General features: G+C 42.1%; 12 protein-coding genes. 9 read left to right on the forward strand and 3 right to left on the reverse strand.

All coding sequences use genetic code 11. The annotated features are described in order from the left end of the window. Positions 1-259 precede the first annotated feature (259 nt). From CDG79_RS06955 to CDG79_RS06980, 6 genes are all read left to right on the forward strand, one after another. On the forward strand, positions 260-475 hold the full coding sequence (locus CDG79_RS06955; protein WP_094341493.1) for a bromodomain-containing protein: 216 nt from the start codon (positions 260-262) through the stop codon (positions 473-475). Between the two features lie 245 nt (positions 476-720). Then, on the forward strand, positions 721-1,272 hold the full coding sequence (locus CDG79_RS06960; protein ID WP_094341494.1) for an alpha/beta hydrolase: 552 nt from the start codon (positions 721-723) through the stop codon (positions 1,270-1,272). Between the two features lie 105 nt (positions 1,273-1,377). Then, positions 1,378-1,950: an HdeD family acid-resistance protein gene (locus CDG79_RS06965; RefSeq protein WP_094341495.1), complete on the forward strand. Its 573-nt coding sequence runs from the start codon at positions 1,378-1,380 to the stop codon at positions 1,948-1,950. 337 nt (positions 1,951-2,287) lie between these two features. Continuing rightward, positions 2,288-4,390, forward strand: a complete 2,103-nt coding sequence (locus tag CDG79_RS06970) for a glycoside hydrolase family 10 protein (protein WP_094341496.1) — start codon at positions 2,288-2,290, stop codon at positions 4,388-4,390. A gap of 273 nt (positions 4,391-4,663) precedes the next feature. Continuing rightward, a complete protein-coding gene (locus tag CDG79_RS06975) occupies positions 4,664-5,974 on the forward strand; it encodes an efflux RND transporter periplasmic adaptor subunit (RefSeq protein WP_094341497.1) in 1,311 nt (436 codons plus the stop codon). 140 nt (positions 5,975-6,114) lie between these two features. After that, a complete protein-coding gene (locus CDG79_RS06980) occupies positions 6,115-6,255 on the forward strand; it encodes an SDR family oxidoreductase (RefSeq protein WP_223278043.1) in 141 nt (46 codons plus the stop codon). Between the two features lie 19 nt (positions 6,256-6,274). Here CDG79_RS06980 and CDG79_RS06985 read toward each other — a convergent pair whose 3' ends face one another. After that, on the reverse strand, positions 6,275-7,219 hold the full coding sequence (locus CDG79_RS06985; RefSeq protein WP_094341498.1) for a DNA polymerase III subunit delta': 945 nt from the start codon (positions 7,217-7,219) through the stop codon (positions 6,275-6,277). Between the two features lie 346 nt (positions 7,220-7,565). Here CDG79_RS06985 and CDG79_RS06990 point away from each other — a divergent pair, with 346 nt between their 5' ends. After that, complete coding sequence (locus tag CDG79_RS06990) at positions 7,566-8,135, forward strand: DUF411 domain-containing protein (protein WP_094341499.1); 570 nt, start codon at positions 7,566-7,568, stop codon at positions 8,133-8,135. A 114-nt stretch (positions 8,136-8,249) separates the two neighbouring features. Here CDG79_RS06990 and CDG79_RS06995 read toward each other — a convergent pair whose 3' ends face one another. Next, on the reverse strand, positions 8,250-9,194 hold the full coding sequence (locus CDG79_RS06995; protein WP_094341500.1) for a tetratricopeptide repeat protein: 945 nt from the start codon (positions 9,192-9,194) through the stop codon (positions 8,250-8,252). A gap of 248 nt (positions 9,195-9,442) precedes the next feature. Continuing rightward, entirely contained in the window at positions 9,443-9,835 is a 393-nt protein-coding gene (locus tag CDG79_RS07000) for a hypothetical protein (RefSeq protein WP_094341501.1), read from the reverse strand. Between the two features lie 450 nt (positions 9,836-10,285). On the opposite strand from CDG79_RS07000, the gene CDG79_RS07005 reads away from it, so the two are divergent. Both CDG79_RS07005 and metX read left to right on the forward strand, forming a co-directional pair. Beyond that, positions 10,286-11,590, forward strand: coding sequence for an O-acetylhomoserine aminocarboxypropyltransferase/cysteine synthase family protein (locus CDG79_RS07005; RefSeq protein WP_094341502.1), 1,305 nt, complete (start codon positions 10,286-10,288; stop codon positions 11,588-11,590). 61 nt (positions 11,591-11,651) lie between these two features. Next, positions 11,652-12,731, forward strand: coding sequence for a homoserine O-acetyltransferase MetX (gene metX, locus CDG79_RS07010; protein WP_094341503.1), 1,080 nt, complete (start codon positions 11,652-11,654; stop codon positions 12,729-12,731). The last annotated feature ends 43 nt before the right edge of the window (positions 12,732-12,774 follow it).

The raw sequence follows: 12,774 nt of genomic DNA on the forward strand, positions 1-12,774 counted from the left end.
GGAATGAGCCTCTTCAACCCGGATTTCTCACCACATCTCTTAAAACCTTGTACTCTTGAGCAGGGGAGCAGGGGAGCAGGGGAGCAGGGGAGCAAAGGAGAGTTATTGTACAAGTTCTTTCCCCTCTGCCCCTCTGCCCCTCTGCATTTCAAGCTTGTGAGAAATGCGGGTTCAACCTCTAGTAGGAGTGTCATGTTCCATTAAGCGCCTACTATGAAAAACTAGGAAATCAAATTGCAGTATATCTGCCTTTCAAATTATGGACTGGAAGTACAGGTGGAAAAATGGCTATCGACCAAGCCGAGATCAAGCGGCAAAAAACCCTCATTTGTTAGATGAGAGTCAGTTCCAGAATGAGCAAGATCGAAAGCTAGCTGAAGAATCTACAAGGAAGCATTTGGGCATACCTGCACCAACTTTAGATGAAGATAAGTCAATTTTACCTCAAGCAGCTTCGCCTAATGAAGACTTTTAGAAAATAACACCATTTCCAAAGATATTTGCAACAAATTGCGAGTAGAGGCGTACATTTGTACGCCTCTACTCCAGCAGGAATTTTGTAAAATAATATAACGCTTGGGCATTTTTTGCCTAGGTAAGCTGTCCTGCATTTAATTTGCACGCTCGACGCGGGCTACAATGATTTGAATAAATCACAATGTGCAAATTACAAGATTATCAGCTTACACTCCACATCATTAAGATTAGAAGTTAGACAAAATGCAGATTTATCAAATTTTCAATCGATTAAACAATAGGAAATTCACTAAGTTACTCAGTCAAACAGTAGCTTTAGGCTTAGGTGCTATTGTTCTCCTGTCTAGTACTAATGCGAATGCTGCCGAGCAAGTTGTTTTAAAATATGGTACTTTTCAGGGGCAAATCTCTGTTCAAGAATTAAGTCAGTTTACAGAAACTGGCAAGACTACCCCGACATTACAAGCTTATTTAGAGGCGGCTAAACAAGACCCCGAAGTAGCTCGGAAGGCATTGAAAGCCCCAATAAAAGCCGATCCTGCCTTTTTAAATAACTTACTGTCTAGCTGGGCAGGGCCAATTTTAGTTACCCAAATTGGTGAGGTAGTTCACCCTCCTGTAGGACAACTAGATCAGCAGGCGCTGCGAAGTGCTTTAAGTGCATCTATTCAACAAAATGGTGAAGTTACACTGCTTGGAGCCATTCAGAATTATCCTAATACTTCTGTTGAACTTGAAGGCGATCGCCTTATCTCTGTTTATGAACGCCTAAGCGGTCTTGCAAAACTCTTATGAGGGCTAGTGACTACTGAAAATTTAATACCGATGAGTCTATCTTAGGGTTCTATGCTGTGACTGATAAATTCCCTAACGTAATTGTAGAGTTAGGGAAAAGTTTATATGACAACTGACATTTCTAGAAATAATAACAAGAATGTTAATGGAGCGCTGATAACTGGTGTTCTCCTGAGTATTGTGGGGGTGATTGCGATCGCAGCGCCTAATTTCACCACCCTATTCGCTGAAACTTGGATTGCGGCGATTTTGATTTTCGCCGGATTTACAAAACTAGTGTATGCCACTCAAACCCGCGATCGCGGAGGTTTCATTTGGAAACTTTTATTAAGCGGACTCTATATTGCAACGGGCATAATGTTATTCGTTTATCCTTATACGGGTGTTCTTACACTGACCCTGTTACTTGGTACCTTTTTGGTAACTGAAGGCACATTCGAGTTAATTCTGGCATTCCAGTTACGCCCGCAACAAAACTGGACGTGGATACTAAGTAATGGAATTATTACGCTGGTATTAGGTGCAATGATTTGGTTTCAGTGGCCCTTCAATGCGCCCTGGCTTCTTGGGACACTAGTTGGTATCAGCATTATTTTCAGTGGCATTTCCCGTGTGATGCTATCGTTGAATGCGCGTTCTAACTCAAATCCTCCTGACCAAGCTGCAAATCCTACTTAGTAGATGGGAGTAGGGGCAATACGGTTCAGTTAAGATTTTTGATGGAGATTCTAGATCGTAAAAATGCGATAAATATCATAAAGACGCGATAAATCGCCGTCTCTACGAAAAACTGATTATTGTAGAGACGATTCCCAATTCCCCATTCCCCATTCCCAATTCCCAATTCCCAATTCCCAATTCCCAATTCCCCATTCCCCATTCCCAATTCCCAATTCCCAAACAAAGTTTACAAGATATTGCAGCAGCGATGCCTACGCCTGTCTATGCCTACGCCAAGAAAATTGCTAAATTAACTAAGGAAATCAAAATCAAGGCCAGCTAGCTGCAATCAACAATGGTATCTATTGCTACTTCCTTCTCGGATATTCAAAACCATTGGGCACGCTTATTTATTACAGCCTTAGCCCAACGTGGTATTGTTAGTGGGTTGCCTAACGGCACCTATCGCCCCGATAACTCACTCACTCGTGCTGAATTTGCCGCCATCGTCGCCAACGCATTTGGGACAGTTACCAAGAAGCGTCAGTATATCCCCTTTGTTGATGTTCCAACTAGTTATTGGGCAGCAGCCGCCATTCAAGCAGCTTACGAAAAAGCATTTATAAGCGGGTTTCCTGATAAAAGTTTCCGTTCCGCTAACCGAATTACTAGAGTGGAAGTTTTAGTTTCCTTGGTAGCAGGCTTAGAAATTGCCACCAAAATAAAACCCGACCTCCTCTCAGCACTCCCACAAATTTATCAAGATTATATTCAAATTCCTGAGTATGGTAAAAATCAGGTAGCTATTGCCACTAGTGCTGGATTGGTGGTTAGTTTCCCAAATATCAAATTACTCAATCCCAATCTTGCAGCCACCCGTGCAGATGTGGCAGTGATTATTTATCAAGCTTTGGTGTATTTAGGTCAGGCAGAAAAAATAGCTTCTATTTATCTAGTACAGCCGCCAATACCAACGCCAACGCCGACACCAATACCAATACCAACGCCGACACCAATACCAATACCAACGCCGACACCAATACCAACACCGACACCAACGCCAGTCGGTAGCGTTAGGTTAAATCATAGTCGGGAATTTCGGGGGGCGTGGGTTGTATCTGTGTGGAATGGTGATTGGCCTTCCAAAGCAGGACTTCCTGTTGCTCAACAAAAAGCTGAACTCACCGAGATTATTACTAAATTACAAGCACTAAACTTTAATGCCCTGATTTTCCAAGTGCGACCAGAGGGAGACGCTTTATATGAATCGCAATTAGAGCCTTGGAGTGCTTGGATTACAGGAACTCAGGGGAAAGCACCAGAACCATTTTACGATCCTTTAGCGTTTGCGATCGCAGAATGTCACAAGCGCAATATTGAACTTCATGCTTGGTTCAACCCCTACCGCGCCAGTACTTCCACCGACCCAGCGAAAACAGTCCGTCCCCACATAGCAGCTACTAATCCAGAAAGCGTTTATTTGTGGAAAACTCAACGCTGGATGGACCCAGGACTAAAAATAGTTCAAGACAGAGCTTACAACGTAATTATCGATGTAGTGAAGCGCTACGATGTTGATGGCATTCACTTAGATGATTATTTCTATCCATATCCCATCGAGGGGCAGTCTTTCCCCGATGAAAAAACATACTCTGCATATAAAGCAAGCGGTGGTACACTCACCCTTAGCGATTGGCGACGGGACAATGTTAACAGAATGGTACAGCGCCTCTACCAGGGGATTAAAACAACCAAACCCGACGTAAAATTTGGTATTAGTCCCTTTGGGATTTATCGCCCCGGACAACCCACTGGGATTACTGGGTTAGATGCTTACAACGTGCTGTATGCAGACTCGAAGAAATGGTTAGAACAAGGCTGGATTGATTATATTGCGCCTCAACTTTACTGGCGTACAGACCAACCACAACAAAGTTATTCGGCGTTGCTACAGTGGTGGACACAGGTAAACACAAAGCAAAGACACGTTTACGCTGGTAACAATTTGACAGAACCAAGCAATAAGAGTCGAGAGAGTGATGAGATTGAAAAGCAGGTGAAAATTAGTCGTAGCCAAGCGGGACGTTTGTCACTGGGCAATATCTTTTTTAATCTCGCTGTTTTGACGGAAAATAGTCAGGGCATAGCTGATAAATTCCAAAGTCTGCTTTATAACAAACCTGCGCTACCGCCAACTTTGCCTTGGCAAGATATAACACCACCCCCTCCACCCATTGGATTACAAGTCAATAACCGCAAACTGAGTTGGCAGCCTGGAGATAATCAGCCAGTTCGTTCTTGGACACTTTATCGGCAAACTGGCGATACTTGGACAATTCAACGAATTTTGTCGGCTGGCACAACCTTTGCTACCGTCCAACAAGCGGGAACTTATGCCGTATGTGCGGTGGATAGATTGGCCAATGAGAGTGCGGGAACAGTTATTACAGCGATCTGAGCAAAGGTGCTGCCAAGAACCCCGACTTCTTGAATAAGTTGGGGATTTAAATCCAGCAGAAGTAAGAAACAAGTGAGATTTATATGAGATTTATATAGGTTTTAAGGAACGGATTCACCTTTCGGTAGATTTAGACAGAATCATCAAAACTGTATATTTGGATGGGGTAACACATAATTTGTCACAAAACCTCATGCTAAATCAGTAATTTCAATATCAACAGATGAAATTTTGATGTAATTCTAGTTAATTTGTTCCTTATCCTCATAAGCCATGACATCCCCTGAGCCTCAAACTGATTATGGAGACAAAACTCCACAAACCTCTTTTGAGCCACCTTCTGGAAAGCGGCGGTGGCTTTGGTTATTTTTACCTGCACTACTGTTGTTAGGGGGCGGAACAGCCCTAGTTTGGCGTTTGCTCACTCCCCAAAATTCAGCGCCTGCAACTGCTAACACTCAACCTCAAGGGGTAAGAGTCAAAATATCCACAGTACAAAGCGGCATAATTGAGGAAAGTTCAGATTTTATTGCTAGCCTGAAGTCCCAGCGCTCAATTATCCTCCAGCCGAGGATTCAGGGTCAAGTTACCCAAATATTTGTCAAATCGGGAGATTTAGTCCCCGAAGGAGCGCCAATTATCCAAGTAGATCGTACACCACAAGCTGCGATCGCTCCTAACAATGCCGCACCTCAAGCATTTTTATTGCAACTGGAAAATGCCCGCGCTGCACTCAAATCTCTGGAATCCCAACGTTCATCCTACGTTGCGAATGTGCAATTGTATCAGCAGACCTACGAAAAGTATTCCATCCTAGCTGAACAAGGAGCCGTCTCTCGACAAACTCGCAATCAGCTTGCCGATCGGCTCGCCAATGCTAAGACTAGTCTTGATGCAATTGATTCTAGGATTCAAGCACAACGAGCCAACATATTGCAGGCTGAAAAAACCTTACAGCAAGTTAATGCAAATACTCAAACACAACAAATCCAGTCCGACAAAATTACCGCTCCCTTTAATGGCACAGTTGGTAACATGGCTGTGAAAGTAGGCGATTTAGTTAATACTTCCACACAATTAATTAATCTCACCCAAAATCGACCTTTAGAAGTCAATATCTCTGTGCCACTACAGCAAGGGCCGCAATTGCGTAAGGGAATGCCAGTGGAAGTGATGAATACACAAGGTCAAAAATTGGGTAGAAGTAGGGTATTTTTCATTGCACCTAGTGCTAATAATGAAACACAAGGGATACTTGTTAAAGCACTTTTTGACAACCCGAACGGTCAGCTACATGCAGATCAATTGGTAAGAGCTAGATTATTTTGGAATCAGCGCCCCGGAATTTTAATCCCCACAACAGCAATGACTCGTGTAGGTGGGGACACTTTTGTTTATGTAGTTGAAACCGAAACATCTCCCCAAGGTGGATCTCAAGAAGTAGCTCGGCAAAAGCGCGTGAAGCTAGGCGAAATCAAAAATAATAATTACCAAGTGATTGAAGGATTACAGCCAGAAGATAAAGTTATTATCTCAGGGTTGCTCAATCTTAGAGATGGTGTTGCGATCGTTCCAGAATCTTAATTCAGGTTGAGGGGACAAGGAGAATAACCCTATACATAATGCCCAATGCCCAACATGAGTGCGATCGCTAAATTTAACCTTGGTATAGTACTTTAACAGCAGATAATCAGTTAGGTGAATCAAAAAAACTAGATTAATCTATGTCATCAGAAGAAGATTTTGACGCGATTTTTGCCATTAACGTTAATGGCACTTTTTTTACTTGCCAACAAGCCGCGCAACAGATGGCAGAAGGGGGACGAATTATTAACTTTTCGTCATCAACTACGGTAATGATTTAAGTAATATAGGACTCCTATTTTATTTTTTACACATAGATAAAAGCAGACATTCCCAAACTAGCTTGGGTTGAGCGTAACTAAGCAAGTATTTGCGAGATTGTTCTAGGTAGTTAATAATACTGGGTTGATGCCAACGCTGCCAGTAGAATTGCTGAAGATAATCAACTAACCACAGTTGGGCTTCTGTATCTAAATCTTTATCAATTTTTTTGGCTAACTCCAAGGCTTTGCGGTATGAAGCAGTGGCTTTTTTCAAGTCTTCGAGTAACTCAGGGGGAATAGCTTGTAATTGCTCGTAAGATGCGATCGCACTTCCCGCACTACCAGCTGCTATACTCAGTACTGCCTGATTTTGCAAAATTCCTTCATGACCTGTTTGTGTAAGTACAACAGCCAAAGACTGTGCATCTAAGCGATAAAAAGGAATGCGTTGACAGCGTGACACCAAAGTTGGCAAAACAGACTCAGGTGTAGGTGCAATTAAAATTAACGTCGCCTGTCCCGGTTCTTCTAAGGTTTTAAGTAAAGCATTGGCTGCGGCTTCTGCCATTGTTTGGGCTTCTTCCAACACCACCACATTTCTTGGTGCTTCCAAGGGCGGCCGACTCAGAAACTCGGTAATTTCCCGAATTTGTTCTAGCCGAATTACAGGTGGGGCTTTACGCTTAAGTCCTTTCTCAGCCGCTTCTACTGCTGTTAATCGTTGTCCTTGATATTGGTACGTCGGTTGCACCCACAACAAAGCTGGATGGTTCCCCTGACGCAAACGGTTTTGTAAAGTCGCAGTGACTCCCATCTCACTAGAAAATAGCAATTCTACAAAGCACTTTGCTGCTAAACTTCTTCCCACACCATCTGGCCCCACAAATAGATACGCCGGAGCAACCCGGTTTTGTCTGACAGCCTGAGTGAGTAATTCTATACCTTGTTGTTGTCCTACAAGTGGTGCAAATGGGTTAATAATTTAGTACCTTCGTCAAAAAAAGAGGATGAAAATATAGAGATGTGTAGTTTATCTATGGTTTTTTATAACGACACATCAGAAGCTACAAAAATATGTATATACCAATATATTAGCATTGTTCCAATTTTTTCTACCGCAAATAATCGCTCTGACAATATTCTTTTATTCTTTGTACTTATCTATTTCATATACATTTAATTCATTCCAACCAATTTTAATTTAAAAACAAGTCTGGGGAATGTCAAAGAGCGATGTCTGGCGACAAGCCCCACGCGTCTACACATGTTTGCAGTTATGATGACTAATAAGGAATAGCTTTTGCTTTATCGGATTTAGGAAGCCTTAGATGTTGCACAAACAGTTTATTTATTGCTGGCAAAAATGGTTACTTCCCATTTTGAGCCGTGCAGTGCTAACAATTTGTCTCACAACAGGGGTGTTGGGGATCTTGGGAAGCACTGCTTCTATGAGTAATGCTCAACTGGTAAGTACCACTAAGCACATCCAGGATAAACAGATACCATCAAAACCAATAGCGCTAAATGCCACTGTATATCACAGTCCCGATTGTAACTGTTGTGGCGGGTGGATTGACCACTTAAAGACACAAGGTTTTCAAATTACAGACTTTCCCACGCCTGAAATTGAAACAGTTAAACAAAAGTACAACGTACCGGATAACTTATCATCTTGCCACACAGCAATTGTTAATGGATATGTCATCGAAGGACACGTCCCAGCCAACGATATTAAACGTCTGCTTCAAGAAAAGCCAAATGTTGCTGGTTTATCTGTTCCCCAAATGCCTATAGGCACTCCTGGGATGGAGATAGGAAATCAAAAAGACCCGTTTACTGTGTTTACCTTCGATCGCAATAACTCAGTTGCGGTATTCAATAAGTACCCATCCTCTTGAGATATTCAGAGGATATTTTAAAAGTGGGTTTTCTAATCTATATTTGACGATTAGAAATTACCTAATGCTTTTAAAACATCCTCCCACTATCTAAGTCAGTGATGAGATATCTTACTAGTTATAACCAGTTTTGAGCAACTGCGACAAATGACTAAACCATCTCCCAAACCAGAAGTGAGATGTTAGAGTTGAAATATTTTGAGAAAGAAGCTCAATCGCATGGTTACAATCTTGCAGACTTACATCAAGTCCCATTGCGTGATAAATTTCGCGGGCATTGCAAAAGGCTTGCATCGCTTCTGATTTTCGATTAATTTTTTCTAACACCAAACCTAAATTAAACCAGGCGTTTGCTTCTGCATTTTGGTCATCAAGATTCCTTCTGATTTCTAATGAATACTGATGAAATTCAACCGATCTTTGATACTTTCCTAGAGCTTTATAAGCATTACCCAACCCACTTAAGGCCATGCCTTCGCCATTGCGATCGCTAATTAATCTTGCTAGTTCTAACCATTGCTGGTAAAACTCAATTGCCAGTTGGTACTGCCCCAATGATTCATAAGTATTTCCCAAACTTCCCAGGCAAATGCATTCCCCAGTCCAATCGCCTATTTTCTTGGTTATACTCAACCACTGCTGATAAAACTCAATGGCCCGATCGTATTTGCCCAGGTATTCATAAGTATTGCCCAAACTTCCCAAACAAATACCTTCCCCAGTGCGATCGCCTATTTTCCTGGTGATCCTCAACCACTGGTGATAAAATTCGATCCCTCGCTGGTATTTTCCCAGTGATTGATATGCGTTGCCCAACCCAGACAAAGACTTGGCTTCCCCAGTGCGATCGCCTATTTCTCTCGCTATGTCCAACCACTGCTGATAAAACTCAATTGCTAGGTGGTATTCCCCAATTGAATGATAAGCATTGCCCAAACTTGCTAAACAAATGACTTCCCCGTTGCGATCGCCTATTTCTCTGGCTTTGTGCAAGCACCGCTTTTCAAACTCAATGGACTCGATGTTATTTAGGCTCCCTGTTCCAATTACTTCTGTCATTCTCTATAGAAAACGAAATTTTTGCTTGATAGGCTGTTGATTATACAATTTTCTGTACTTACAGCACAGAATAACAGAACTTATAGGCACAAGTTCTGTCAAAATCTAGAAATCGTTCTTCAATATTAAACTTTCTTTTATACACAGTGTTCGCCGTGTGTAAAAGGCTTTTATTTATATTGGTAACAAGCGCACAAATATAGTATACTAATCAATTTCGCTTTTTAAAAAAATATAAGAAAAACCAATCAATCAGCAGCTGCATAATCGGGTAATGCGTTGAGTTGTAAATTAACAGCACTGAGATAATTTTGGTCGTTTAAAAGTTGTGATGGCAATTTATCTGCGTTAACAGCAGCCTTCACCAAATCTTTTGCCATAATATTTCTGTTCTGAGTTTCAAATACTAGTGTTTCTCCACTAGGAATACCGTGCTGCTTTAGACCTCCTTGATAAGCAAAAGTAACTAGATTGAACGGCTGGAAGTAATTAACATAGGTAGAGTTACTAGGTAAATTGTTAGAGTTAATAGCGATTGTTTCACTACTATTGTTAGTAGCTACTTGAGCGCCAGCGATTCCAGGTACAAGAGTAATAGAAGCAAAAATAAGTGCAGAATTTATTAAAGTAGTGAGTTTCATAAGCTTATTCTTAGGTAAAATGCGATCGGTCTTCTTTAGTAATAGAGTCCTCTTTATTATTAATCTCAGCTTCCTTCAGTCAGGTCATCTGATCGGTTGATATATGACTCACCCAAAAGGGTGAGCGAATTGAGTGATAAAAAGTCCGTTAAATCCAGACAAATTACAGAGTGATTGAAATTTTCTAGTACTTAACTGAGGCAAATTGAAAATTTATGCAATTTTTCAATTTCCGTCTTGAGTTTTCCAAGTATTACAGCAATTATTCAGCAGTAAATAGTACATGAATACCAGCAAGACTGTGGTATTTTGAACAGATAAAATTATTTGTGTGAAGAATACTTTAGATTAAAATACGGTCAACCCTAAGCATTACCGTTGATTAATTCAAACCAAGGCTCAAATAGTATTATTATCAGTTTGTATAATTGGAAACTCAAATAACTGCTGATGTCTGAACAATATCGTTTTGAAACCCTGCAAGTTCATGCTGGACAAGAGCCGGCTCCCGGAACTAATGCTCGTGCAGTACCTATTTACCAAACGACTTCCTACGTTTTTGACGACACCGAACACGGAGCGCGGTTATTTGCTCTACAGGAATTTGGTAATATTTACACCCGAATCTCAAATCCGACGACGGATGTATTTGAAAAGCGGATTGCTGCTCTAGAAGGGGGTATAGCAGCATTAGCAACTGCTAGTGGTCAGGCGGCGCAATTTTTGGCAATCAGTACGATCGCTCAGGCTGGAGATAATATCGTTTCCACTAGTTTTTTGTATGGGGGAACATATAACCAGTTTAAAGTATCTTTACCACGTTTAGGTATTAACGTCAAGTTTGTTGAGGGAGATCGTCCAGAAAGTTTCCGTCAGGCGATCGACGATCGCACCAAAGCACTATACGTTGAAACCATTGGTAATCCTCAATTCAACATTCCCGACTTTGCCGCTTTAGCTGACATTGCCCACGAAAACGGCATCCCTTTAATTGTGGATAATACCTTCGGTGCTGGTGGGTATCTAGCTCGACCAATTGAATATGGTGCAGACATTGTAGTAGAATCTGCAACTAAATGGATTGGTGGGCATGGTACTTCCATCGGTGGCGTAATAGTCGATTCGGGTAAATTTGACTGGGGTAACGGCAAATTTCCCCTATTTACTGAGCCTTCCCCCGGTTATCACGATTTGAATTTCCAAGAAGTGTTTGGGCCTGGTGGTTCCTTTGGCAACATTGCTTTTATTATCCGCGCCAGAGTCGAGGGGTTACGGGATTTTGGCCCGTGTTTGAGTCCATTTAACGCCTTTCTTTTACTGCAAGGATTAGAGACTCTCTCTTTGCGCGTAGATCGGCATGTGAGCAATGCCCTAGAATTGGCTAGGTGGTTAGAGCAGCAAGAGCAAGTATTATGGGTTAATTATCCGGGACTTCCCAATCACCCCTATCATGAACGAGCGAAAAAATATCTCCGGCATGGCTTTGGGGGAGTTTTAAATTTTGGCATCAAAGGTGGATTGGTGACAGGTAAAGCCTTTATTAATCATCTAAAGTTGGCGAGTCATTTAGCAAATGTTGGTGATGCTAAAACCCTCGTCATTCATCCCGCTTCCACAACCCATCAACAGCTAAGTGATGATGAACAGCTTTCGGCAGGTGTGACATCCGATTTGGTGCGGGTATCAGTGGGAATTGAACATATCGATGATATTAAAGAGGACTTTGAGCAGGCATTTCGGCAAGTTAGGAGTTAGTTATATGGGCATTGGACAATAGTTATTCTTCCTCTGCTTCCTCATTCCCCCACTCCCAGATATGATCTACCCAAACTTTATCTCAGCGCAAACCCAGTTTTACCAGCTTACAGTGCCATTTAAACTTGAATGCGGCGAAGTATTAATTGGGGTTCAAGTTGCTTATCGCACCTGGGGACAGTTAAATGCTCAAGGTGATAATGGGGTAGTAATTTGTCATGCCTTAACTGGTACGGGTGACGCTGATGATTGGTGGGAACCTTTGTTTGGTTCAGGGAAAGCCTTCAATCCAGAACGCGATTTTATTGTGTGCAGCAACATATTGGGAAGTTGTTACGGTACAACTGGGCCAACTACTATCAACCCAACAACGGGAAAGCCTTATGGAGTATCCTTCCCTAAGATTACAATCCGAGATATGGTTCACCTGCAAGCTGCACTACTAGAATATCTGGGTGTTCAATCTCTGCGGTTTATAATTGGCGGTTCACTCGGTGGGATGCAAGCACTGGAGTGGGCGTTATTATATCCAGAAAAAGTGAAAGGTATTGCACCCATTGCTGTTTCTGGCAGACATTCCGCTTGGTGTATTGGATTAAGTGAAGCCCAAAGACAGGCAATTTATGCCGATCCAAATTGGCAAGGAGGAAACTACACGCTGGATGCACCCCCAAACCAAGGACTAGCTGTGGCGAGGATGATGGCGATGTCTACTTACCGTTCTTGGGATAGTTTTACAATCCGCTTTGGGCGGCAGTATGATGTATCTGAGGAGTTTGCTATCGCGAGTTACTTACAGCATCAGGGTCAAAAGCTGACAGAACGATTTGATGCCAACACTTACATCACTCTCACCCACGCAATGGATCGCCACGATGTTGCACGCGATCGCCCAAGTCCTAATTTATCAGATTATGAATCTGTTCTGCGAAGCATCCAGCAACCGACTCTAGTTGTTGCTATTGATTCTGACATCCTTTATCCTCCAATAGAACAACAAGAACTAGCAAATTTAATCCCTAATGCTCAACTGGCGTGGCTAAAGTCAACCCACGGACATGATGCGTTTTTAATTGACATGGCTGCATTGAATGAAATACTAATCTCTTTTCGGCAAGGTTTAGATTTATCAGCTTCTTAACTCGACAGGTTGAGAAGAAAACTTGGCGTTCTGAGTTCTGAGG

This window comes from Nostoc sp. 'Peltigera membranacea cyanobiont' 232, from assembly GCF_002245985.1.
Lineage (GTDB): Bacteria > Cyanobacteriota > Cyanobacteriia > Cyanobacteriales > Nostocaceae > Nostoc.

What these genes read in the sequence shown, in the direction of transcription:
- CDG79_RS06960 (WP_094341494.1), top strand. Translation starts at nt 721, where the DNA reads ATGCAGATTTATCAAATTTTCAATCGATTAAACAATAGGAAATTCACT.
- CDG79_RS07005 (WP_094341502.1), top strand. Translation starts at nt 10,286, where the DNA reads ATGTCTGAACAATATCGTTTTGAAACCCTGCAAGTTCATGCTGGACAA.
- CDG79_RS06980 (WP_223278043.1), top strand. Translation starts at nt 6,115, where the DNA reads ATGTCATCAGAAGAAGATTTTGACGCGATTTTTGCCATTAACGTTAAT.
- CDG79_RS07000 (WP_094341501.1), bottom strand. Translation starts at nt 9,835, where the DNA reads ATGAAACTCACTACTTTAATAAATTCTGCACTTATTTTTGCTTCTATT.
- CDG79_RS06965 (WP_094341495.1), top strand. Translation starts at nt 1,378, where the DNA reads ATGACAACTGACATTTCTAGAAATAATAACAAGAATGTTAATGGAGCG.
- CDG79_RS06995 (WP_094341500.1), bottom strand. Translation starts at nt 9,194, where the DNA reads ATGACAGAAGTAATTGGAACAGGGAGCCTAAATAACATCGAGTCCATT.
- CDG79_RS06955 (WP_094341493.1), top strand. Translation starts at nt 260, where the DNA reads ATGGACTGGAAGTACAGGTGGAAAAATGGCTATCGACCAAGCCGAGAT.
- CDG79_RS06990 (WP_094341499.1), top strand. Translation starts at nt 7,566, where the DNA reads ATGTTGCACAAACAGTTTATTTATTGCTGGCAAAAATGGTTACTTCCC.
- CDG79_RS06975 (WP_094341497.1), top strand. Translation starts at nt 4,664, where the DNA reads ATGACATCCCCTGAGCCTCAAACTGATTATGGAGACAAAACTCCACAA.
- CDG79_RS06970 (WP_094341496.1), top strand. Translation starts at nt 2,288, where the DNA reads ATGGTATCTATTGCTACTTCCTTCTCGGATATTCAAAACCATTGGGCA.
- metX (WP_094341503.1), top strand. Translation starts at nt 11,652, where the DNA reads ATGATCTACCCAAACTTTATCTCAGCGCAAACCCAGTTTTACCAGCTT.